This is a genomic window from Paraburkholderia lacunae, assembly GCF_003353175.1.
GTDB lineage: Bacteria > Pseudomonadota > Gammaproteobacteria > Burkholderiales > Burkholderiaceae > Paraburkholderia > Paraburkholderia lacunae.
Genome location: NZ_QHKS01000013.1, coordinates 140,153 through 163,136, shown reverse-complemented (window position 1 = coordinate 163,136; position 22,984 = coordinate 140,153). Strand labels below are relative to the sequence as shown.

Annotated in this window: 20 protein-coding genes; 8 read left to right on the top strand and 12 right to left on the bottom strand. The window is 61.3% G+C overall.

Features of this window, described 5'->3' with window-relative positions; all coding sequences use genetic code 11:
• Positions 1-12 precede the first annotated feature (12 nt).
• From DLM46_RS21175 to DLM46_RS21150, 6 genes are all read left to right on the top strand, one after another.
• The gene (locus DLM46_RS21175; RefSeq protein WP_115103466.1) at positions 13-1,695 is read left to right on the top strand and encodes a hydantoinase B/oxoprolinase family protein; all 1,683 of its coding nucleotides are present in this window, start codon (positions 13-15) and stop codon (positions 1,693-1,695) included.
• Between the two features lie 9 nt (positions 1,696-1,704).
• Positions 1,705-2,535 (top strand): NAD-dependent epimerase/dehydratase family protein, encoded by an 831-nt coding sequence (locus tag DLM46_RS21170; RefSeq protein ID WP_115103464.1) that lies wholly within the window; start codon positions 1,705-1,707, stop codon positions 2,533-2,535.
• Between the two features lie 36 nt (positions 2,536-2,571).
• Positions 2,572-3,768: an NAD(P)/FAD-dependent oxidoreductase gene (locus DLM46_RS21165; RefSeq protein ID WP_115103462.1), complete on the top strand. Its 1,197-nt coding sequence runs from the start codon at positions 2,572-2,574 to the stop codon at positions 3,766-3,768.
• 32 nt (positions 3,769-3,800) lie between these two features.
• Entirely contained in the window at positions 3,801-4,541 is a 741-nt protein-coding gene (locus DLM46_RS21160) for an SDR family oxidoreductase (protein WP_115103459.1), read from the top strand.
• 24 nt (positions 4,542-4,565) lie between these two features.
• On the top strand, positions 4,566-5,318 hold the full coding sequence (locus DLM46_RS21155; protein WP_115103457.1) for an SDR family NAD(P)-dependent oxidoreductase: 753 nt from the start codon (positions 4,566-4,568) through the stop codon (positions 5,316-5,318).
• A gap of 176 nt (positions 5,319-5,494) precedes the next feature.
• Positions 5,495-6,247, top strand: a complete 753-nt coding sequence (locus tag DLM46_RS21150; RefSeq protein ID WP_115103455.1) for a FadR/GntR family transcriptional regulator — start codon at positions 5,495-5,497, stop codon at positions 6,245-6,247.
• A gap of 359 nt (positions 6,248-6,606) precedes the next feature.
• Here the strand turns inward: DLM46_RS21150 and DLM46_RS21145 are convergent, their stop codons facing one another.
• The 6 genes from DLM46_RS21145 to DLM46_RS21120 all read right to left on the bottom strand — a co-directional run bounded on the left by DLM46_RS21145 (position 6,607) and on the right by DLM46_RS21120 (position 12,745).
• Positions 6,607-7,779, bottom strand: coding sequence for a branched-chain amino acid ABC transporter substrate-binding protein (locus tag DLM46_RS21145; protein WP_115103453.1), 1,173 nt, complete (start codon positions 7,777-7,779; stop codon positions 6,607-6,609).
• A 345-nt stretch (positions 7,780-8,124) separates the two neighbouring features.
• A complete protein-coding gene (locus DLM46_RS21140; RefSeq protein WP_115103450.1) occupies positions 8,125-8,967 on the bottom strand; it encodes a sugar phosphate isomerase/epimerase family protein in 843 nt (280 codons plus the stop codon).
• The gene (locus DLM46_RS21135) at positions 8,964-10,211 is read right to left on the bottom strand and encodes an NAD(P)/FAD-dependent oxidoreductase (RefSeq protein WP_115103448.1); all 1,248 of its coding nucleotides are present in this window, start codon (positions 10,209-10,211) and stop codon (positions 8,964-8,966) included. Before DLM46_RS21135 ends, DLM46_RS21140 begins: the two co-directional genes overlap by 4 nt.
• A 20-nt stretch (positions 10,212-10,231) precedes the next feature.
• Positions 10,232-11,266: a sugar ABC transporter substrate-binding protein gene (locus DLM46_RS21130; protein ID WP_115103445.1), complete on the bottom strand. Its 1,035-nt coding sequence runs from the start codon at positions 11,264-11,266 to the stop codon at positions 10,232-10,234.
• Between the two features lie 82 nt (positions 11,267-11,348).
• Positions 11,349-11,672 carry a non-heme iron oxygenase ferredoxin subunit gene (locus tag DLM46_RS21125; protein ID WP_115103443.1) on the bottom strand — a complete coding sequence of 108 codons (324 nt, stop codon included), beginning with the start codon at positions 11,670-11,672 and terminating at the stop codon, positions 11,349-11,351.
• Between the two features lie 17 nt (positions 11,673-11,689).
• Positions 11,690-12,745 (bottom strand): fatty acid desaturase, encoded by a 1,056-nt coding sequence (locus DLM46_RS21120; RefSeq protein WP_115103624.1) that lies wholly within the window; start codon positions 12,743-12,745, stop codon positions 11,690-11,692.
• Positions 12,746-13,003: 258 nt separating this feature from the next.
• Between DLM46_RS21120 and DLM46_RS21115 the strand changes: the two genes are divergently transcribed.
• Positions 13,004-14,017, top strand: a complete 1,014-nt coding sequence (locus DLM46_RS21115) for a LacI family DNA-binding transcriptional regulator (protein ID WP_115103441.1) — start codon at positions 13,004-13,006, stop codon at positions 14,015-14,017.
• 92 nt (positions 14,018-14,109) lie between these two features.
• On the opposite strand, the gene DLM46_RS21110 is transcribed toward DLM46_RS21115, so the two are convergent.
• From DLM46_RS21110 to DLM46_RS21090, 5 genes are all read right to left on the bottom strand, one after another.
• The gene (locus DLM46_RS21110) at positions 14,110-14,961 is read right to left on the bottom strand and encodes a carbohydrate ABC transporter permease (protein ID WP_115103439.1); all 852 of its coding nucleotides are present in this window, start codon (positions 14,959-14,961) and stop codon (positions 14,110-14,112) included.
• 16 nt (positions 14,962-14,977) lie between these two features.
• The gene (locus tag DLM46_RS21105; RefSeq protein WP_115103437.1) at positions 14,978-15,946 is read right to left on the bottom strand and encodes a carbohydrate ABC transporter permease; all 969 of its coding nucleotides are present in this window, start codon (positions 15,944-15,946) and stop codon (positions 14,978-14,980) included.
• A gap of 80 nt (positions 15,947-16,026) precedes the next feature.
• Positions 16,027-17,280 carry an ABC transporter substrate-binding protein gene (locus DLM46_RS21100; protein WP_115103434.1) on the bottom strand — a complete coding sequence of 418 codons (1,254 nt, stop codon included), beginning with the start codon at positions 17,278-17,280 and terminating at the stop codon, positions 16,027-16,029.
• A 70-nt stretch (positions 17,281-17,350) separates the two neighbouring features.
• On the bottom strand, positions 17,351-19,336 hold the full coding sequence (locus DLM46_RS21095) for a beta-galactosidase (protein ID WP_115103432.1): 1,986 nt from the start codon (positions 19,334-19,336) through the stop codon (positions 17,351-17,353).
• Positions 19,337-19,348: 12 nt separating this feature from the next.
• Complete coding sequence (locus tag DLM46_RS21090) at positions 19,349-20,521, bottom strand: ABC transporter ATP-binding protein (RefSeq protein ID WP_115103430.1); 1,173 nt, start codon at positions 20,519-20,521, stop codon at positions 19,349-19,351.
• A gap of 192 nt (positions 20,522-20,713) precedes the next feature.
• Between DLM46_RS21090 and DLM46_RS21085 the strand changes: the two genes are divergently transcribed.
• The gene (locus DLM46_RS21085; RefSeq protein ID WP_115103428.1) at positions 20,714-21,754 is read left to right on the top strand and encodes a LacI family DNA-binding transcriptional regulator; all 1,041 of its coding nucleotides are present in this window, start codon (positions 20,714-20,716) and stop codon (positions 21,752-21,754) included.
• Positions 21,755-21,778: 24 nt separating this feature from the next.
• Here DLM46_RS21085 and DLM46_RS21080 read toward each other — a convergent pair whose 3' ends face one another.
• Positions 21,779-22,939 (bottom strand): glycoside hydrolase family 53 protein, encoded by a 1,161-nt coding sequence (locus DLM46_RS21080; RefSeq protein ID WP_115103426.1) that lies wholly within the window; start codon positions 22,937-22,939, stop codon positions 21,779-21,781.
• Positions 22,940-22,984: the final 45 nt, after the last annotated feature.

The following is a 22,984-nucleotide window of genomic DNA, read 5'->3' as shown; positions in this document are numbered from 1 at the left end:
AGGAGTAGAACCATGTCCCTCAGCAACCTTGACACCATCCACATGCAGGTCATGTGGAACCGCCTGATCTCCGTCGTCGAAGAACAGGCCATGGCCCTGATCCGTACGGCGTTCAGCACCAGTGTTCGTGAAGCGGGCGATCTCTCCGCGGGTATCTTCGACAAGCGCGGCCGCATGCTGGCCCAGGCGGTCACGGGCACACCGGGTCACGTGAACACGATGGCCGAAGCCGTCGAGCACTTCATGAACGCGATCGGCACGGACAACATGTACGAGGGTGATGTCTACCTGACCAACGATCCGTGGAAAGGCACCGGTCACCTGCACGACTTCACTGTCGTCTCCCCTTCGTTCCACAATGGCGAACTGATCGGCTACTTCGCCAGCACCGCGCACGTGGTGGACATTGGGGGCCGCGGCTTTGGTCCCGACTCGCGCGAGATCTACGAAGAGGGACTGTTCGTTCCGATCATGAAACTGATCGAGCGCGGCGCAGTCAATCGCGATCTGATCAATATCCTGCGCAACAATGTGCGCGAAGCCGACAAGGTCGTGGGCGATCTGTATGCGCTCGCCTCATGTAACGAAACGGGTCATAAGCGCCTGCTCGAGATGTTGAAGGAATTCGACCTGAAGGACGTTGAAGGCATCGGCGAATTCATCCTGGCGCGCAGCCGCGAAGCGACGCTCGAACGCATCGCCGCGCTGCCGAAGCAGACCGAGACCAATCAGATGACGCTCGACGGCTATGACACGCCCGTCACGTTGAACGTCACGCTGACAGTCGGCGACGATCATCTGATGGCTGACTTCGCGGGTACGTCTCAGTCCAGCCCGTACGGCATCAATGTGCCCTTGCTGTATGCAAAAGCGTACGCCTGCTACGGGCTGAAATGCATCATCGCACCCGAGGTGCCCAATAACGCTGCGTCGCTCGAACCGTTTCGCGTGCAGGCGCCCGAGGGCTGCATCCTGAACGCCCAGCGCCCGAGCCCGGTTGCGGTTCGCCATGTGCTGGGCCACTTCGTGCCCGACCTCGTGCTCGGCGCATTGCACAAGATTCTGCCGGGCCGCGTACCGGCCGAAGGCTCCGGTGCGCTGTGGAACCTGCACGTCAGCGCGCGTCCGGTACACGAAGGTTCTGGCCTGAAAGGCAGTGAAATCCTGATGTTCAACAGCGGCGGCACGGGCGCACGTTCAGAGCTCGACGGTCTGTCTGCAACCGCTTTCCCCAGCGGCGTTCACGCCATGTCGGTCGAGGCCACCGAGCAGGTTGGCCCGATCGTCGTCTGGCGCAAGGAAATGCGCTCGGGTTCGGGTGGCGCCGGCAAGCTGCGCGGCGGCCTTGGACAGATCGTTGAAATCGGACCGCGTGCCGGCTATCAGTTCCGCTTCAACGCCATGTTCGATCGCATTGACCACCCGGCGCGCGGACAGTCCGGCGGCAAGTCCGGCGCCGCAGGCCAGGTCACTCTGTCGGACGGCACGAAGATGAAGGGCAAAGGCACGCAGATGGTCGGGGAACATGAGCGCGTGACGCTCTGCCTGCCTGGTGGGGGTGGCGTCGGCTCTCCGTCAGAGCGCGACAGGCACGCGCTTCTGCGCGATATCCGCAACGAATACATCTCTGAAGAGCAACTGCGTGACGACTATAGCGTCACACTCGATGCCCTGAAGACATCGGCTGAACAGTAAGGAACAGACATGACCGACATCACTACGCCCCCGTTCAAGAACATTCTGATCACGGGCGCCGCCGGCGCGCTCGGCGCCGTACTGCGCGACTCGCTGCGACCCTACGCCGAAACGCTGACACTCAGCGATCGTCAGCCACTGGGTGAGGCACGCGAGAACGAAAAGCTCGTTGTCTGCGATCTGGCTGACAGGGACGCTGTTTTCGGCATGATGCAAGGCGTCGACATGGTCGTCCACCTCGGCGGCGCACCGCGCGAGAACACTTTCCAGGTCATTCTGGATTCGAACATCGTCGGCAGCTACAACATCTACGAGGCCGCGCGCCAGTTCAATGTGAAGCGAGTGATCTACGCGAGTTCCGTGCATGCGATCGGTTTCTACGAATGCACGCAGACCATCGACGCGAACGTGCCTCAACGACCGGACAGCCTGTACGGCGTCAGCAAGACGTTCGTGGAGAACCTGTCGCGCTACTACTTCGACAAGTTCGGACTCGAATCGGTGTGCATGCGGATCGGCTCGTGCTTCCCGAAGCCCGTCGACCGGCGCATGCTGGCTACCTGGCTTTCTTACGACGACTTCTCTCACCTGTGCATCCGCGCGGTGATGGCATCCAGTGTCGGCCACATGATCGTGTACGGCAATTCGAAAAACAGCGCCAACTTCTGGGACAACACGGAGGCGGCGTACCTCGGCTATTCACCGCAGGATTCCGCTGACTCGTACCGCGCAGAGATTTACGCGAATACGCCGGTACCTGACCCGCGACACCCCGCTGTGCGCTATCAGGGTGGCCAGTTTGCAGCAGACGGCCATTACGAAGATCCGAACGCCAATTAGGCTTCGGTCCAGAACGTCTTTTCGGAAAGCACCAAGATGGCACAGCAAGCATCAAAGACACACTACGACGTGGTGATCGTGGGCGGCGCGGTCGTAGGCAGCGCCACCGCCTATTTTCTTGCGAAGAATCCCGATTTCAACGGCTCAGTCCTGGTCGTGGAACGTGACTGGTCATACGCGCAGTCTGCGACTGCTCTGTCGAGCGCCTCAATCCGGCATCAGTTCTCCAACCCGTTGAACATCAAGATTTCGCAATTCGGCACTGAATTCATTCGTCATTTCCGTGAGCTCGTCGAAGTCGATGGCGACGCGCCGGAACTAGGCTTCAAGGAGAACGGCTACCTGTATCTCGGCGACGCGACGGGGGCGCCGATGTTCGAGCGCAACTACGCAACGCAGAGAGAAAACGGCGCCGATGTCGTGTTGCTCGATCAGGAAAAGCTCAAGACCCGCTTCCCATGGCTCAATACCGATGGACTCGTCAACGGCGTCTACGGCCAGACCGGCGAAGGCTGGTTCGACAGCTACGGTTTGCTACAAGGCATGCGACGCAAAGCACGCGCTCTCGGCATCGAATACGTCGAGAACGAGGTGGTCGACATTCGTCGTGAAGGCTCGAAGATCACCGGCGTCGTGCTCAAGAGCGGCGAAACCATCAGCTGTGGGACGATGGTCAACGCCGCCGGCACGCGCGGGCCGGCGATGGCTCGGCTGGCAGGCCTGGATATCCCTGTCGAACCGCGCAAACGCTGCCTGTTCGTATTCGATTGCCGTACGCCGCTGCAGGGCACGGTGCCGCTTACGATCGACACAACAGGCATCTTCTTCAGGCCCGAAGGGAAATACTATCTGACCGGCTGCTATCCCGATCCGGACCCGCTCGCCGACGTGAACGACTTCGACGTGATCCATTCTGAATTCGATGAGGTGATATGGCCGGCCCTCGCCGAACGGATTCCCGTATTCGAAGCCATCAAGGTCGTCAATTCGTGGGCGGGACACTACGACTTCTGCATGCTCGACCACAACGCGGTCGTCGGGCCTCACGCCGAGGTCACGAACTTCCTGTTTGCGAACGGCTTCAGCGGTCATGGCCTGCAGCAGTCGCCCGCCGTGGGTCGCGGGTTGAGTGAACTCATCACTTATGGGGAATACCGTGCACTCGATCTCGCGCCGCTAGGTTATCAACGTGTAGTTGAAAACAGGCCGTTCCTCGAAGAAGGCGTGATCTGACGCCGCCCTTTACCCGTTAATTCGACACATCCATGAACTCTCATTCCTATCGTGCCGCACTGGTGACTGGCGCATCGAGTGGTATTGGCCGAGCGGTGGCAAGCCGGCTCGCTAAAGAAGGGCTGCATGTGTACGCCTTGGGCCGTGACGCGGGCGCGCTCGACAGCCTGGCGCAGGAAGGCAATGTCACGCCGATCGTGATCGATCTGCGTGACACATCCGGGCTGCGCGAACTCTTCGAGCGCGTCGAGATCGACGTCGTCGTCAACAATGCCGGACTCCTGCCCGCGCTCAGCCGATTCGACGAATGCGCAACCGACGATATCGATGCGATGGTCGACATCAACCTTCGCGCACCACTGCGTCTCGCACACATGGCCCTTAACGGCATGATGAAAAGAAGGCGCGGACATCTGTTCTTCATCGGTTCGAGCGCGGGCCGTTTCCCGCATCCGAACACTGCCGTCTACGGCGCTACCAAAGCTGCAATCAGCATGTTCTGTGATTCGCTGCGTTGCGACCTGCTGGGCAGTAAGGTCCGCGTGACCGAAATCGCCCCGGGGCGGGTGCAGACGAACCTGTATCGCACCGCGCTCGGTGAGCAAGGCGCCAACGAGAAACTCTACGAGGCTTATCGCTCGATACAACCTGAGGACATCGCGGAGTTGGTCGCGACGGCGATCAAACTTCCAGACTCTGTCGACCTGTCGCGCATGGAAGTCTTTCCAACCGATCAGGCACCCGGTGGGTCGCAGATTGTCTCGGTGAAGTAACTTCTAACTGGAATAACCCGAACCATGAAGAATCAAAGAGCGGTAATCGTTGGCGGCGCCTCCGGCCTTGGTCTGTCTGTCGCAAGACTCATGCTGTCGGACGGCGCGGAAAGTATCGCGCTGATCGACAAGAATGGACCCCTGCTCGAAGAGACTGTCAGTCAACTGAAGAAAGAAGGCCACCATGTCTTCGGAGCGGAAGGCGACATTACGCGCAAAGAGTCCGCACACGAAGTTTTTCGGCGGACCGTTGCGGCGCTCGGCCGTGTCGACTGCCTGATAAACAGTGCTGCGATCTATCCGCGCCGGCCGATCCTGGATATTTCGGACGACGACTGGGATCTGGAAAACGCGGTCAACATCAAGGGCACCTATCACATGATGGTCGCGGCGATCGAACACATGCGCAACCGCCCGAAAGTGGAGGCTCACGTAGCAGGCCGCATCGTCAACATCACATCGGTCGACGCTTTCAAGGCACACCCGCAGAACGCTCACTACGCGGCGACCAAAGCCGCCGTTGTGAGCCTGACGAAGTCGTTCGCGGCCGAAGTTGCGAAGGATGGCATTCTCGTCAACTCGGTCGCGCCGGCCGGCTTTGCAACCGAAAAAGCAAAGAAAGCGGGTTTCCTCGGCGAGCTTGCTGCGGCAAATCCATTGGGACGTGCGGCCGAACCCGAGGAAATTGCGCAGTGGGTCGTCATGATGGCAAGCGCCCGCAACACCTACGCAACGGGCGAGAATGTCATCGTGAGCGGCGGCTATATCTACGCTTGAGCGACATCAATATCTCACCCCCTGTCGTCAGTGGGGTGAGCCGCGACCGTAACGTGACTGTGGTAAAGTCATAATATGTCATACGGCGCAGGTCAGACAATTTCTACCCGCGTCGGCGCGGTATGTCTGCATCCGTGAATTGCAGAGCTCTCCTGACCCGGTGTGGAGCATTAGGAATGACTCTGGACGCTGAAACCTTACTGAAGAATGCTGCCAGTTCTGGAAAACGCCGCAGCCTGACCGAGTTGGTCATCCAGGCACTGAGCGACAAGATCGAGCGGGGCGAATACGCTCCAGGCGCAAAATTGCCCACTGAACCCGAACTCTGTAGCGAATTTGGCGTAAGCCGCACGGTGGTTCGCGAAGCAGTGGCATCGCTTAAGCTGGGTCGCCGGCTGATTGCGCGTCACGGCGTTGGCGTTTTCGTTGCGGATGGCAATGGCCCGTCGGCAGAACCGGGTTATCTCGACACAGCCACACTGAACAATTCAATGCATGTGCTTGAGTTGCGCACTGGCGTTGAAACGGAATGCGCGGCCTACGCTGCCCAGCGCCGGTCCGAGGCACACCTTCGCGCGCTGAAGGAAATCTATGCGCGAATGGAAATCGTCGCCGTGGACGACGATGCAGAATGCGCACGGGCCGACTTCGAGTTTCATCTGGCGGTTGCCACATGCTCGGAGAATCCACACTTCGCGTCGATCCTGCGCACGCTGGGTCAGGAAATCATCATCGACTTGCGCCTGAAACACGGCAAAGCCAATCCCAAAGAGCGCAAGACGTATATCAAACGCATCCAGCGGGAGCATGGCGATATTCTCGATGCCATCGAACGCAGGGATGAGACTGCGGCGCGTCGGGCCATGCGGCGCCATCTGAACGAAAGTCTCGAACGCTACCACCACCTGTCGAGCACGCGTTCTGAATGACACTCAGGTCCTCGTGCTAATTCGAGGACCTGATGCCAGAGCCCATGTCGCTTCGCCTAATCGAACCGATCACATAATTGCCGACTGTGCGCGCAACGTTGATCGACCGCGCTGAGGCATAAAGCCAGTGTCAACGACACCGTATAGCGTTACCGAATTTTCCGCATAGGCATGCGACGCGAAAAATGCTGTTGAGAATATCAAAGCTTTACTATATGTAGTCCTCATATAATTCCCCAAACCTTTCGTTGTTGTTTCGTTATTGGAATGAGTACTGCAGCGTCTTCTACAACCCTGCTCGCGTTTTCATCTGTTGAGCCGGCTCAGCCGGCACGGTGCTCGACTTCCTCAGATGCATGTCAGTGGGTGAATGGTTCGACCTTGTCGCCTGTCGCAACAGCCTGAGGAACCCACTTGCCGCCTACTACCTTGTAGAACGTTGCAGTCGGATCCTTCATGTCGCCATTGGGCATGAACGCGATGTTTCCGGAGATACCGGTAAACGAGACGGATTTTACGAACGAGCCATACACCTTCGGGTCGGTTGAATTGGCCTTCTGCATCGCATTGATCAGCACCCAGGTGGCGTCATAGGCGGACGGCGCATAAGCAACCACGCCTTCGTTGTATTTCGCCTTCATCTTCTCGTCGAACTCCCGGCCCGTCTTCATCTTCGAAAGTGGAATCCCGTAGTCCCAGGACATCGCGCCTTCGGCGGCATCGCCAGCGACCTTGAGGAACGTTTCGTTTTCGAAACTGCCGCCGCCCAGCATGATCGCCTTGACGCCGAGTTGTCGCATCTGCTTCATCAGCATACCCGCTTGCTGATCGAGACCGCCCCAGAAAATGACGTCCGGATTAAACGACTTGATACGCGTGAGCTGTGCCTTGAAGTCGACAGCCTTGTCTGTCGTGTACTCCCGGTCGATGACCTTGCCGCCTGCCGTCTCCACGCCCTTGACGAACTCGTCGGCCATGCCCTGCCCGAATGCCGTGCGGTCATCGATGACCGCAATGCTTTTGCCCTTCAGGGCCTGGACGGCGGAATGTCCCGCGAGCTGCCCCATCTGCGCGTCGGAGTTGACGACACGGAACACGTTGTTGAACCCTTGCGACGTCAGCGTGGGATTGGTGGCCGTCGGCGAAACCATTGGAATGTTCGCGGTGTTATAGATGCGCGAGGCCGGGATGCTGGTGCCCGAATTGAAATGACCGACCACGCCCGCTACCTTCGAGTCAGCCATCTTCTGCGCAACCTGCGAACCCATACGCGGATCCCCCTGATCGTCTTCGGCGTCGAGGACGAAATGAACCGGCTGCCCGCCGATGACGAGCTTCTTCGCGTTTGCATCGTCAAGGGCAAGCTCGACGCCGCGCTTCAGATCCACGCCGTAATGCGCCGAAGCGCCCGTCAAGGGGGCGGCGAAGCCGAGCGTTACGTCACCGGCGTAGGCGGCAGGAGCAGACAGAGATGCGCCAGCAGCCAGTGACGCAGCCAACGCAAAGCGTGTGATTGAAAGCGGGGTCTTCATTTGATACCTCAGCGGTTTTCGAATTGATCAATCGACCAAAGCCCTGTGCTGTCGCAATCGGGCGTCGGCGTTTTTGGCGTATGAATGGGCAGAGTCGCGCGTCACGCGAGTCGTCTTCACCTGTACGCCTTTCGTCAAGGTATTAGGTGAGACGTCATATGTCAACGAGTAAAAAATACGCCGCGATCCAGGGTTTTCGAGAGGTCAAAGACGATTTTCTGACCGGAAAACCACACTGCAAGCCGCGCTGGCAGGACAACCGGCCAGCGGGCAGCGCCAGATTTCCGGACTTTATCGGAGGAGAAAGGTTCGAATGTCGGGCGTGGATACTGCGATGCCCGCCGGTTACGCGTTGAACTGCAAGTCCTGCCACACCTCGCGAATCCAGTCGCGCAGCAGCAGCGACTCCGCCCACCTGTCGGTCGTGTCATTGCCGTCGCGGCCAATAATCGCGTACGGTTTGGGCCCCAGTTCGCAGGTAAAGGCCAGCGTGTCGCTCTGGCCCGCGCGCCGGCACCACGACGCAAAGCCATAGCGCCACCAGTCGAGGAAAAGATCGACCCACATCTGGTGCGGCTCGAAGGAAAGCTCGATCTGCACCTGTTCGCGGCTCGCGACACGGCCGTGAAACGCCCACGACTGGTCGAGGATGCGGTGCATCAGGGCGTGATTCTCGTCGGACACCGGCCATGCGAATTCGCGTCCCACCAGATAATGCGAGACGTCGCCGAGCAATTTCAGATCGGGCCGCGCATCGAGCAGATCGAGTGTGAAGTAAAGGTCGGTGGTCATCCGGTCCCGATGGGTCTCGATGTAGACGGGCAAGTCGACCTGGTCGGCCAGCCGCTGCCATCCGTCGAGCAGCGCAACACATTCCGCCACGGTACGTGGACGCACGTCGGGCTGCAGATCGATGTGATGCACGCCGAACTCGACAGCGTTCTCCAGCACCGGCTGCAAATCGTCGATGGTGCGCGGAAAGCACTGCCCTTCCACGTCCAGCCCATATTCGGCGCGCAACTGAGCCAGCCGCCGGACATACGCGCGATCCGTATAGTGCGCGCTCAAGCCATCGAAACCCGCATCGGCAATCATTCGCACGTTCTCTTCCAGCGAGCGTTCGCGACGGTCGGTATGGCGGCGCTCCATGGCCCACAGGGACTGAAACACCAGCAGGCGTTGCGTCATGATGCCTGCGCGACCAGCAGCGAGCGGAGCTTCGTATCTCGGTCAGCGAGCAGCGCCGGCTCAACGCACGAGCGCCGCGCAATGAGCTCCTGTGCGATGCGCACGTCGCGCGCAATCTCGCCGGTCTGCCCCACGCCGCTCGCGCCAACCAGCACGCCATTTGCATCGAGCGAGAAAAAAACCCGCGATGCCGCTCCAGTCTCGCGCACCACCGTTGTCGGGCCCAGAGCGGGCAGCCCGGCAATCTGGATCGTCATGTCGTACTGATCGGACCAGAACCACGGCACCGACGAACACGTCTCGCTGTGACCGAGCATGTTTCGCGCGGCCACACGCGCCTGATCCTCGGCGTTCTTCCAGCACTCAAGGCGGATTCGGCGACCAAACAGCGGGTGTGGAAATGAGCAGACGTCGCCAGCCGCGTAGATGGACGGATCGCTCGTGCGCAACGTCTCGTCGACCGCAATGCCGTTTGCGATGTCGATGCCGGCGGCCTCCGCGAGCGCCGTGCGCGGTGTCACGCCGATACCGGCCACGACCGCATCGCAGGGCACGACAGTGCCGTCGGCGAGCTGCACTCCACTGACACGCGTTTCACCGGCAATGCGCTCGACCTGTACGGCAAAGCGCACGTCCACCCCCATCTGGCGGTGTCGTTCGACGAGGCAATTCGCCACCGCCTCAGGCACGGCGCGCATCAACGCGCGCGGCGCCGCCTCGAGGACGACTACCTCGCACCCGCGCGCCACAGCCGCCGCCGTAATTTCGAGGCCGATAAAGCCCGCGCCGATCACCGCGATCCGCTGTCCGGCCAGCAGTTCGTCGGCAATCGCAAGCGCATCGGGTGCCCCGCGCAGCACATGTACGCCTGGCAGCGTCGCCCCCAGCAGGTCGAGCCGGCGCGGCTGGGCACCCGTCGCAATCAGCAGCCGGCGGTACGCAAGCCTATCGCCGCCGGCAAGTATCACCTTGCGTCCAGCACGATCGATGGCCGTCACGGACGCATCGACGCGCACGTCCACGCGCTGGTCCCGAAAGAACGTTTTATCGTAGATCGCACACTGCCCTACTGTCTTTTGACCAAGCAGCACGGACTTCGACAACGGCGGCCGCTCGTATGGCAACAGTCCTTCATCACCGAGCAAGGTAATCGCACCGTCCCAGCCGTTCTCGCGCAACGCATGCGCGGCTCGCGCGCCGCACTGCCCACCGCCGACGATCACCATCGGATCTGTCGAACTCATCTGCAAGCTCCCCGTCGAGATTACCTGTAGCGGCCGGCCAGCGCCGATACCTGCTCGATGTTCTGTGGCGTGATGAAGCCCGGTCCCGAACTGATGTTGCGCCCCTCGTAGACAGGCTTCAGTCCATAGTCCTGAAGACGCTTGATGAACCTGGGATCCTTTTCGAGTTCGGAGCGGGCCTGCAGGACGTCCGTATTGTGAGTTCGGTGCATGATCGCCAGCATGGCGATGGGAATGTAGCCTTGCAGATACGGCTGTTGATCGGTGCAGAACTTGATCGTGCCGTCCTTGATTGCCTTGGCGACGTCAGCATCGATGTCGAACGTCGCGAACCAGATCTTACCGGCGAGGCCCATTCTGGTGACTGCGCGAATGGTGGGGTCGGCAGAAGTCGGACCCAGGGTCAGGACAGCTTGCGTGTTCGGATGCGTCCGCAGGAAGGCACTCACTTTCCCTTCGATGCCAGTCGGGTCGGTACCGACATCGAGCACGGACGCCTTCATATCTGCGCCGATGGCTTCCGCAAACCCGCGACAACGCTCGAACGACAGCGGATTGGTCGCGTAGTGGTTCACACAGAGAAACGTACTGATTCCGTCAGCCTTCGCGCGCAGCCCTGCTTCCTTGCCGGCCAGATATTCAGGCTGGCCTACATGCATCAACGCACCGAGTTCAGCGCTCTGCTTCTCAGTACCGGTATTAGCCGTGATGAACGGGATGTTCTTCGCCTTCAGCCGTGAGACGGAGCCCTTGAGCAGGTCAAAGTCGGCGATGGTTGTTACAACGCCGTCATAGTTTCGCGCTGCCGCCTGGTTGACCAGCTGCACCATGTCGGCAAGGTCCCCATTCGGCGGATTGCGATAGTCGGTCTGAACGTTGAAATCATCGTCGGCCTGCTTGATTCCGTTCTTGACCGTGTTCCACCACGCATCCGAGTCCGGCGCGTGAGTGATGAAATCGAAATGGGCAACCGTTTCTGCGCCCACGCCCGTGCATAGTCCCAGACTCAACACTGCGGCGGTCAGGCCGAGTACCTTCCTTATAGAGCATTTCATAACTGTCTCCTTGTTTATGGTCTATTTGCCGATGTCACGCAATCGGCCGTCATTGCTTTGCCACGGTCTCAGGGCAGTGCCGTCAATCGCAAGGCAAACCGATGAACACGTTGTTGTCTTCGACCTTCACTGGATGAACGACAAGATTGATGCACACCGGCGCGCCTTTGGCTGCACCCGTCGGAATGTGAAAGCGCCCCATGTGCATCGGACACTCGATCACCTCCCCAAACACAAGGCCCTCGGTAAGGCGCGCCGTTTCATGCGTACAAAGACCAGCCGATGCGTAAAAGCCGCTCGGCGTGTGATAAACCGCATACAGCTTGCCGTCGTGCTGGAACTCGATGACGTCTTCTTCGTCGACGTCATCGCACGCGCAGACGTGATGCCACTGAAGGATGTTCATTGCCTCTCTCTTTACGCTTAACGTGCTTGGGCCATCAACGGCGCATCGTCAGTTCGCTCTGCCGCAACGGCGACCTTTCCGGGTACGCGAGGGGTCACCATGTAGTCGGGATCGCGCCGCTGCATCCTGAAGACGCGCAGAATTTCGCTCCACGCGCTGAAAAGGCCGTCATAGGCGGGCGGCAGATCCGCTTCGATCGCCTTGCGCAGTTGCGGGAGCGCGTGAAACGGCACATTCGGGAACATGTGGTGCTCGACGTGATAGTTCATGTTCCAGTAGAGGAATTGCAGGAAGCGGTTAAGCCTGATGGTTCGCGTCGAGAAGCGGTGATCGAGCTCGTTTTCACGCAGTCCCGTGTGCTGGGTGAGTGCCAGCAGCTCATGCAACCAGGCGCCGTAGGAGCGCGGCAGCAGAAGGAAGACGACGGGCAGCCAGCTATGCGCAACGATCGCCCACCCTGCCACGCCGACATACAGCGCGAGAATGACGCGTGAATTGCGGCACATCGCGCGATACTCGGTGGGCGGCACGACGGCTTTAGCCCTGTTCGAAACGATGCCGAAGCTGTGCAGGACAAGGTTGCCCAGGTGATGAATGCCGTGCGAAATACGTAGAAAATCGGTGGCGAGTTTCAGGTAGTTCGGCGGACGCTTCACCGCAAGTTCGACATCTGACGGCACCGTTGCCGTCAGATGCGTGTACGTGTGATGTTGTGCATGGGACCACCGGCTATAGATCTGCTCGCGCCAAGTCATGAAGCAGATCAGCCAATGCACCGCTCCGTTCAGCCATTCGCTCTTGAACGGCGTGCGATGGCGCAATTCGTGTTCGATCGCCTCCGCGAATGCATAGAGCGTTCCGTAAAGCAGAAACGCCGGCACGCACCAGAGCGTGCCCAGCGACAGCCACGCAAGCACGCCGCTTCCCACGACCAATCCTATGAAGCCGCCGAAATGCAGGAGCGCATCCCGGTCGTTACGACGGGTGACCTCTTTGAGCACCTTTCTGTCGAGCCGGCATTTGTACCAGTCGTCCATGGTGATCGCTTTCGTGTTGTCTTGCTGTACGGACATGAGCTTGCACCCCAGTACCTGATGTTTGACCGAATGATGAATCGCTCGAAACATGACTCATCGATGAGCTCATTTAAGACTCTTAATGAGCACCAGTCAAAGACTAATATGACTCATATTGAGTCATTAAGGGTATTCCACGAGATGCTGTCGACCTTTTTCTTCTGGGTCATTCGAGAAATGCCTCTATGGCTCAACATGAGGCAAAATGACGGTTGTGCGGGCGCCTCGGCCCGCGTGCAAGTTTGGGGACTCACAATGAAAGGCAAGCCGACGCTCAAACAACTGATGGAGATCACGCAGCTCAGCAGGGCGACCATCGATCGCGCGCTAAACGATCGGCCCGGTGTGCATCCGCGCACGCGCAGCGCTGTTGAAGCGGCATTGAGGCAATTGAGCTCCGGCTCGCCGACTCGCGCGAGGCAGAGCACCTACGATTTCAGGTTGTTGGCCCAGGCAGGAGACGCGTTCACCGACGAGTTGACGCGCACCGCGGCAGAGCTCGAGCCGGAATTTGTCGCGTCCGGGGCGAGTCTCGCCATCGTGAGGTGTGTGGGAGCGTCCGACGACGAGGTTGCTGCCCAGGTGCGCGAGGCGAGCGCCGAAGCCGACGGCATCGGCATCATCTGCACGAACACCCCAACGACGAGCGCCGCCCTGCGCGAATGCATGGCGGCAGGCAAGCCGGTCGTTACGCTCATCACCGACGTCGATGCCGACGCCCGTCATACGTATGTCGGGGTCAATAACCGGGCGGCCGGACAGTCAGCTGCATTTCTCATGGGCCGGCATCTGCAGGCGCACACGTCCCCGGATGTGGCGGTAGTCGTCGCGACGTTCTCCTACACATGTCACGAAGATCGGGAGATCGGGTTCCGCTCACTGTTAAGACAGCGATTCCCGAACGTGAACCTGGTGGAGGTCATCAAGGGCGCTGACTCCGGGGCCGCGACCTATGAAGCAACTCTGCGCTTTCTGGACGAGCACAAGAAGCTCGACGGCATTTACAACGTGGCGGGGGGAAACGAAGGACTGGCGGCGGCGCTGCGCGAACGCAATCTGACGGGCCGGACGATCTATGTGACCCACGAAGTCAACCGGATAACGGAGCCGCTGTTGCGTTCCGACGCCATCGACTATTTGCTGACACAGGACCTTCGGCTGCTGTTGCGCACATCTGTCGGGCATTTGAAATCCGCACGCGAAGGTCGAACCGTTCCCGCGCAAGCGATCATTCCGATAGAAACGTATTCCCGCTACTCGCTGTATTGACCTGTCGCCCCGACGTAGCAGCGCTCGCGTGAGCGCTCCTGCTACCCGCCGCCTCGCAAGCAGGTCAATCTTCGCAACGGATAACGGGCCGCTCAGCCTTTTGTCGCACCGAAGGTCAGCCCGGCCACGAAATGCTTCTGCATGGCGAAGAACATCGCCACGGAGGGCAACGCGGCAAGAATCGACCCGGCCGAAACGAGATTCCATGCCGTAGTCCACTGCCCCTTCAATGCCGCGACACCGACGGTAATCGGCGCGGCCTCGTCCCCTTGTGTCAAACACAGCGCCCAGAAATAGTCATTCCAGACAAACGTGAAGACGAGAATCCCCAGCGCTGCGAGCGCCGGCCGAATCAGAGGAAGCACGATCCGGTAGAACACCTGCCATTCGCCAGCGCCTTCCACACGGGCCGCTTCGACGAGCTCGAAGGGCAACTCCTTGATGAAATTGCGCAGGAAAAGCGTGCAGAAACCTGTCTGAAACGACAGATGAAACAGAATCAGCGCGCTCACGGTGTTGAACAGGCCGAGTTGCAACGAAAGATCGCGCACCGGAATCATCAATACCTGCACCGGCACGAAATTACCCGCGACAAACGTCGCGAACAACGTCGAATTGCCGCGGAACCGGTAAGTGGCGAGCGCGAATCCCGCCATCGCCGCAAGCGCGATCGACCCCACGACGGCAGGCACCGTGATCAGCACGCTGTTCCAGAAGTAATGCAGCATCGGCGAGGTGGTCAACGCCTCACGATAGTTATCCAGCATCGCGAAGTGCTTCGGCCAGCCCCAGTAATTTCCCTCGGTCAGTTCTTCCGACGAGCGCACCGAGGTCACCAGCACCGCGATCATCGGCAGCAGCCAGATCAGCAGCGCGAGCGGCAAGGTCAGTTTGTACGCACGGCGCGTGGCCGGCTTCCATTTGTCGATGGCGATCGGAAACATGGTCGGCTCCTTGACCTTATTGCTCGGCGCGCAGCATCCGCCGCAAGTGATAAACGATGTACACCAGCATGATGGCGAACAGCACCACCGCCACCGCGGCGGAATAGCCGATGCGGTAATACTTGATCGCCTGGTCGTACATGTAATACGCGAGCACGGTCGAACTCTCGAACGGTCCGCCGCCGGTCATCACCGAGATCAGATCGAAGCTGCGCAACGCGCCGATCACAGTGACGACGATCGCCATGAACGTGGTCGGCCGCAATTGCGGCAGAATCACGTGCCACAGCAACGACCAGCCGCGCGCGCCCTCCATGCGCGCGGCCTCGATCTGCTCGGCGTTCAGCGACGTCAGGCCGGTCAGGTAAAGAATCATGCAATAGGCGGTTTGCGGCCACAGGGCCGCGAATACGATCCCGAAGGTCGCATAGCGGGCGTCGCCGAGCACCGGCACGCCATGACCGAGTATCAGCGCAAGCAAGCCGAAAGTCGGGTCGTAGAACCACGAGAAGATCAGGCCGACCACCACGCCCGACAGCACGAACGGTGCAAAGAACAGCGATTTGACGATGCGAATGCCGGCCACGGCCTGATTCAGATACAGCGCGACGGCGAGTCCCATCGGCGGAGCGAGCAGGAACAACAGCAGCCAGATGAGGTTGTTCTTCAGCGCGGTATAGAACGCCGGTGTATGGAAGAGCTCGACATAGTTCGCCAGGCCGGCAAAGACCGGCTCGGTCATGCCGTCCCAGTTGAAAAAGCTCAGGCGAATGGTCGACAGGATCGGCCACACGACATAGACGGCCACCATCACGCAAGCCGGCGCGAGAAACAGGAAGGCAGCACGCCGTTGCCGGCGCGCGGTCGGCGATGGACGGCGCCGGTGCGCCAGGGCGGGCGGCCCGCCGCGCAATGCGCCGCCCGAAGCCGGTACGCCAGAATCGGCAGGACCAGTGACAGTGTGACGGCTGACGGAGTGCGACACGATTAACCTCTCCCGATCGAACGTGGCGAATGGTGGCCAAAGCGGGTGGCCAAAGCAGGCGGCCCAAAGGCCGCCACCGCTTACTTCTTGTAGATGCGCTTACGCGTCTGCTCGAGTTGCGCGAGCACGTCGTCGAGTTTCGAGGGATCGGCGACGAACTGCTGCATCCCCTTCATCCCTTCATCGGCCATTTCCTTCGTCATGTCGCGATCGTAGAACTGTGCAATACCGCCCTTCGTGTTCGCCAGAATCTGGAAGCCGATTTTCGAAATCGGATCTTCGGGTTCCGGCGACTTGCTGTTCGCCGACAGCGAACCGAGACCCGCCGCCAGCTTCGCGCCGATTTCAGGCGTCTCGACGAACGCGAGGAAGGTATGGGCATCCGCCTTGTTCTTCGCCTTCGACGGAATATGCAGCGATTCCACCGGACCGTCTTCGGCGGTCGGCACCTTCGCGTCGATGATCGGGAACTGGAAGTAGCCCATTTCCGCTTTCACATTCGACGGGAAGCCACCCGTGATGAAGGTGCCCATCAGCATCATCGCGGCCTTGCCCTGGAACAGGAACGGCTGCACCGCGTCCAGATCGTAGGAGAGCGAGTTGTCGATGAAATAGCCGGCGTCGATCAGTTGCTTCCAGGCCGCGTACACCTTCTTGACGCGCGGATCGGTGTACGGCACCTCGCCCGCCATCAGCTTCTGATGGAACGCATTGCCGTTCAGGCGCAGGTCCAGATAGTCGAACCAGCCTGCCAGCGTCCACGCATCGCGTCCCGCAACGGCGATCGGCGTAATGCCGGCCGCCTTCAGCTTTTTGCAGGCGTCCAGAAACTGGTCCCACGTTTTCGGCTCGCCGGCAATGCCCGTCTTCTGGAACAGGTCCTTGCGATAGAACATGCCCCACGAGTAATACACGGTGGGCGCGGCGTACTGCTTGCCTTTGTACGACGACGCTTCCTTCGTCGACGCGTACGTATCGCTCCAGCCGTTCTTCGCCCAATCGCCGCTCAGATCTTCGAACAGGCCACGTTGCGCGTAATACGCCATGCGCTCGCCGTCATGCCAGTTGACGATATCGGGCGCGACTGTCGAGAGCCACCCGGGCAGTTGCACCTTGTACGCCTCTTCGTCGACGAACGACACCTTCACGTCGACATCGGGATGCGCTTTCTTGAACTCGTCGATGGTCGACTGCCAGACCGCGCGCTGGCTTGCGCCCTTGAACGCGATGTTGACTGCAAGCGTGCCGGCCTGCGCGGTGCTGACGACGGAGGTTCCTGCGGCGGCCGCGACGAGCGCGAGTGCAAGCAGAATTCTGCGGGGTTTCAGTGTCATGCTCTCTGTCTCCTTTATGCCTTGATATGGCGTCGTTGTCGTTACTGCATGGAATCCTCAGGCCGGCTCGTCAGGTCGATCGATGAACCGCTACGCCCTGCGGGCCGATCTGGCGCGAACCGATCACGAAAGCGTCGTCGTCCACACCGGCGAGCGTGTGAACCTGCTCGCCGTAATTGAATACGTAGGTCAGTGCGCCGCGCCGGCTGATCCGCACGCTGTCGCCAAGCGGCGTCGCCTCGATGCCTGCCTCGCGGGCGATCTGCGCGAACAGACGGAGCGTGAGCGCATCGTCGAACAGACTCGCGAAGTAGTGGAATGCGCCGCTTCGCACAACCGCCGGATGGCCGTCGGCGAAGCGCGCGCGAACGTCGAGCGAAGCCGCGCCGTCGCTGTCGATGAAATCGCGCCAGTGGCGCGCGAAGCCGTCGGTCGCGGAAACGTCCGCGCTGTCTGCGAGCCGCACCGCTTCGGTCACGTTCGGCCGCATCGATTCGACGCGCCACACGCGCAGCGGCAGCACCGAAGCAAGCGCGCCCGGCGGCAAGTTCGCCGGAATCTGCAGATCCTCCGTCTTCGAGCCGGTGCGCGGGCCGAGCACCACCTGGGCGCCCGATTTTGCCAGCCGCGCGGCAAAATCGGCGGGCACGACCGGCAGCGGCGGCACGACGATCACACGATAGCCGTCGAGCGGCGCGTCCACCGGAACCACGTCGACATCCAGCCCGAGTGCGCGCAGCGCCGAGTAATACTCGAACGCGAAACGCGGATAGTGAAAGTCCGCGCCCTGCGGATGAATCTCGAACAGCCACTTCGCTTCGTAGTCGTAGACGAGCGCGACCTTCGCGCGAATCGCGGCATTGGCGCCGGCGTCCGCGGCGAGCACCGTGCGAATCTCGCCGGCCACCTGCGCGGCTTCATTGCCGCCGACGTCGAGCCGATTGTCGGGCGTGTTCAACCCGGCGTGCATCTGCTCCTGCGCAAACGGCGCCTGGCGCCAGCGGAAATACGACACGCACCCCGCGCCGTGCGCGAAGGCTTCCCAACTCCACAGCCGCACCATGCCGGGCAGCGGCGCCGGATTCCACTGCGCCCAGTTCACCGGCCCCGGTTGCTGCTCCATCACCCAGAACGGCAGCTTCGACATGCCGCGGTAGACGTCGTGATTGAACGAAGCGAAGTCGGGATGCCCGGTGCGCAGCCAGCGCGCCTTGATCTCCGGCGCAAACCATTGCTCTTCGAGCGCGCCGAGCGGATAGCTGTCCCAGGTCGCGACATCGAGATCGGCGGCGACCTTGTAATGGTCGAACTCGGTAAAGAGCTGCATGAAGTTGTGCGCGACCGGCCGTCCGGGCGAATGCGCGCGGATGATCTCGACCTGCATGCGGTTGTAGCGCGCGAGCTCGTCGGACGCGAAGCGCCGATAGTCGAGCCGGTGCGACGGATGCGCTTCGGTGACGGTCGCCACCGGCGCATCGATCTCGTCGAAGCTGCGGTACTCCATGCTCCAGAACACCGTGCCCCACGCGCGGTTCAGTTCATCGACCGTTTGATAGCGCGCCTTCAGCCATTCGCGAAAGCGCCCTACTGCCGCCGGCGAATAGCTGACCACCGTGTGATGGCAGCCGAACTCGTTATCGGTCTGCCAGTACGCGACCGCCGGATGCTTGCCATACCGCTCGGCCACCGCCGTACAGATCCGCTGCGACGCGGAGAAATACGACGGCGAAGAGAAATCGTAATGGCGGCGCGAGCCGAACGCGCGGGGACGTCCGTCCGCGCCGATCGGCAGGATGTCCGGATGGCGGTCGATCAGCCACTTGGGCGGCGTCGCGGTCGGCGTGCACATGACCACCTGCAACCCGGCCGCGCCGAGTACGTCGATCGCGCGATCGAGCCAGCCCCAGTCGTATTCGCCAGGTGTCGGTTCGATGCGGCTCCACGCAAATTCGGCGATCCGCACCTGCTCGATGCCGAGCGCTTTCATCCGGCGAGCGTCGTCTTCCCACATCGACTCCGGCCAGTGTTCCGGGTAATAACAGACTCCTAGGCGCATCCGAAGGTCCTCTTATGCGTAGTGTTCGACGAACTCGAGCGAAGCGGCGGCAAAGCCGTCTTCGGTAAACAAATGGCAAGCGCGGCTGGGCACGCGCAAGCCCGCGCGGTCGCCCGGCAGCAGGCGCGTGTCGCCGGGCGCTTTGGCGATCAGCGCGGCGCCGCCGGGCTGATCGAGATGGACGTAGCTGTGCTCGCCGAGATGTTCGACGAGCGCAACGGTGCGCGTCAGAACGGCATCGTCCGTCATGGCCGGGGCCGCGTACTGGGCCGCTGCCGGGTCGATGAATTCGAGGTGTTCGGGACGCACGCCGAGTGTGACGGCTTGCGATGGCTGCAAGCCGTCGCCGCTCACCGGCACGCGCACGTTTTCAGCGGTCTGTTCAAGTGTGACGGTCACACCGTGCGGACCAACCGACGCAACCCGCGCCGGCAGAAAATTCATCCGCGGCGAGCCGATGAAACCCGCCACGAAACGGCTCCTCGGCCGGTGGTACAACTCGAGCGGCGCGCCGATCTGGGCGATGCTGCCGTAGCGTTCGGTGTCCTTGCCCGCGTGCAGCAGCACGATCTTGTCGGCGAGCGTCATGGCCTCGACCTGGTCGTGCGTCACGTAGACGACGCTGGCTTTGGAGAACTGTTTGTGCAGCCGCGCGATCTCGACGCGGGTCTGGCCGCGCAGCGTCGCGTCGAGATTCGAAAGCGGTTCGTCGAACAGAAATACACCAGGCTCGCGCACGATGGCCCGGCCGATCGCCACGCGCTGCCGCTGACCGCCGGACAAGGCCTTCGGCCGGCGCTCGAGCAGCGCCTCCAGCTGCAGGATGCGCGCGGCTTCCCGCACCTTGCGGTCGATTTCGTCCTTTGGGGTTTTGGCGAGCTTCAAGCCGAATGCCATGTTCTCGAACACAGTCATATGCGGAAACAGCGCGTAGCTCTGGAACACCATCGCCACGCCGCGCTGCGCCGCCGCTACGTCGTTGACGAGGCGCCCGCCGATCGACAGGTCGCCGTCGGTCACGTCCTCGAGACCGGCGATCATTCGCAGCAAGGTCGACTTGCCGCAACCGGACGGACCGAGAAACACGCAGAACTCGTTCTCGCCGATCTCCAGATCGACGTCGCGGATCACCAGCGCGCCGTCGCCATACGCCTTCTGCACGCCTCTCAACGAAATGCTCGCCATCGCATCGACTCCGTGATTTAATCGGCTCGAAGTCGGAGATTAAGCGCTTAATCAGCAAGGCCAAAAAATTCGATCGCGTGCGATCGTCCAGCCTTGCCTGTCTCCGAATTCGTTTTGTCTGTGCGGCAAATGGTGCCGCGCCTTTGGCGATGATGCAAATGTCGAGAAGCCATCCCATATATTGAGGAGACCATGCCCACGCTCAACGAAGTCGCGCGTCATGCCGGCGTCACCCCTGCCACGGTGTCCAACGTGCTGCGCAATCGCGGCCGGGTCGGCGCGAGCACCCGGCAGCGGGTGCTCGACGCGGTCGACGCGCTCGGCTATCGCCCGCATCTTGCCGCCCGCGCACTCGCCGAGGGGCGTGCGCCGACGCTCGCGCTGATGGTGTCGAGCATCGCCAATCCGTTCTATCCGGAGTTCGCGCTCGCCGTCGAACGCGCGGCGCGCACGAGCGGCCACTTCGTGATCATCTGCAACACGAACGAAGATCCGTTGAACGGCCGGGCGTATCTGGATCAGATCGCCGGGACGCTTTCCGAAGGCGTACTCGTGACGAACGCAAACCTCGACTTTGCGGATCTTCACACCACCGAATCGCGCGGCACGCCCGTGGTGCTGTGCATGTGGGAACGGCCGAACGAGCCACCCGGCTTACCGTGCGTCGCGGTCGATTTTCGCCTGGCAGGCGAGCTGGCCGGCGCGCACCTGCTCGAACTCGGCCATCGCCGGATCGGCGCGATTGTCGGCAGCAAGGCCTCGGGCATTCACGCGGCCCGTTATGAAGGTTTTGTCGATGCGCTGCGTGCAGCCGGTGTGCGGAAAGGTCCGATCAAACATGCGGCCGATACGATACACGGCGGCTACACCGCGGCGCGCGCGTTGCTGGAAGCCAATCCGAAGCTCACTGCGATCTATGCGACCAACGACCTGCCGGCGCTCGGTGCGATGCATGCCGCCGCCGATCTCGGCCTGAACGTGCCCAGCGATCTATCCGTGATCGGCATCACCGACATCCAGCTCGCGCGCGACTCGCGGCCCGCGCTGACGACGATCGCCGTGCCGACCGTCGAAGTCGCCGAACTCGCGGTATCGCTGTTGCGCGAGTTGATAGAAACGGCGCCGCGTTGTGAGGGCGGCCGCGCCAACGGCCCGCCGATGCGCACGGCGTCCAGTCCAAGACTGGTTGTCCGGGCATCGACAGCGGCCCCGCGAAAGGCTCGCCCGGAATAGACGGGAAACGGCTCGACGCAGACGCTAGCGCTTGCGGAACGCGTCCAGCGACGACAACGCATTGCCGTGGAAATCGAACAGGGTGTTGTTATCCCACTGATCGCCGGCGCCGAGTTTCCATCCGACGTTCGGCGTCGGTATCCATTCGGGTTCCCACCAGAACACGCCTTTGCCGTGGCCGCCGGGTATCGCCTGCACGATGTCCGTCAGCGCGCCGAGAAACTGCGCCTGCCCGGCGGGTGTCGGCGGATAGGTCACCGAGCCGGTGTTGGTCATCGCATTCGGCTCGGAATCGCCGTCGCTGGTCGTCCACGGATAAGCGGTCTCGACGACGATCACGTCCTTGTCATAGCGCGTGGCGAGGTCGTTCGCGTTGTTCTGCAGATCGCTGAGCGAGCCCTGCCACTGCGGATAGTAGGACAGGCCGATCACATCGAACGTGACGCCGCGCTGTATCGCACTGTCGAACCACCAGCGGCTCGTCGCATTGTTGCCGCCGCTGTCGATATGCAGCATGACTTTGGTCCGCGCATCGACCGATTTGACCGCATCGTGTCCTGCTTTCAGCAACTGCGCGAGATTGTCCCATTGGTCGTACTTGCCTAGCGGCCACAACATCCCGCCGGTGATTTCATTGCCGACCTGCACCCACTCCGGATGAACGCCGTCCTTCCTGAGCATCTCGAGGACCCCCGACGTGTAGTCCGACAACAACGCACAGGTTTGCGCGATGTCCTTGCCGGCCCAGTCATGCGGCGGAAACTGCTTGCCCGGATCAGCCCACCAGTCGCTGTAGTGGAAATCGATCAGCACGCGCATGCCGAGCGCGGCGGCGCGGCGAGCCAGCACACGAACATGCTCGGCGTTGTTGTATCCCGCGGCGGGACTCTGGTCGGCCGGATAAAAGTTCGGATTGCCAGGATCGTTCCACACCTTGATACGGATCGAGTCGACGCCGTGGCTCCTCAGAATGGCGAGGCAGTCGCGCGGCTCGCCGTGCTCGTAAAAGCGCGCCCCGTTCGCCTCCAGCTCGATGAGCGTCGACACGTCCGCACCCTTTGCGAAGCGGCTGCCGGGTCCGGCCACAGCACGCTCGCCGGCCAGCGCCGGAACGCCGATCGTTGCGCCGACGCCTGCGGCGGCCGCCGTCGATGCCAGCCAGGACAGCATTTGCCTTCTGTTCATGTGTCATCCTCCATTGTTGAATGGCGGCTCATCGGGGGCCGCCCG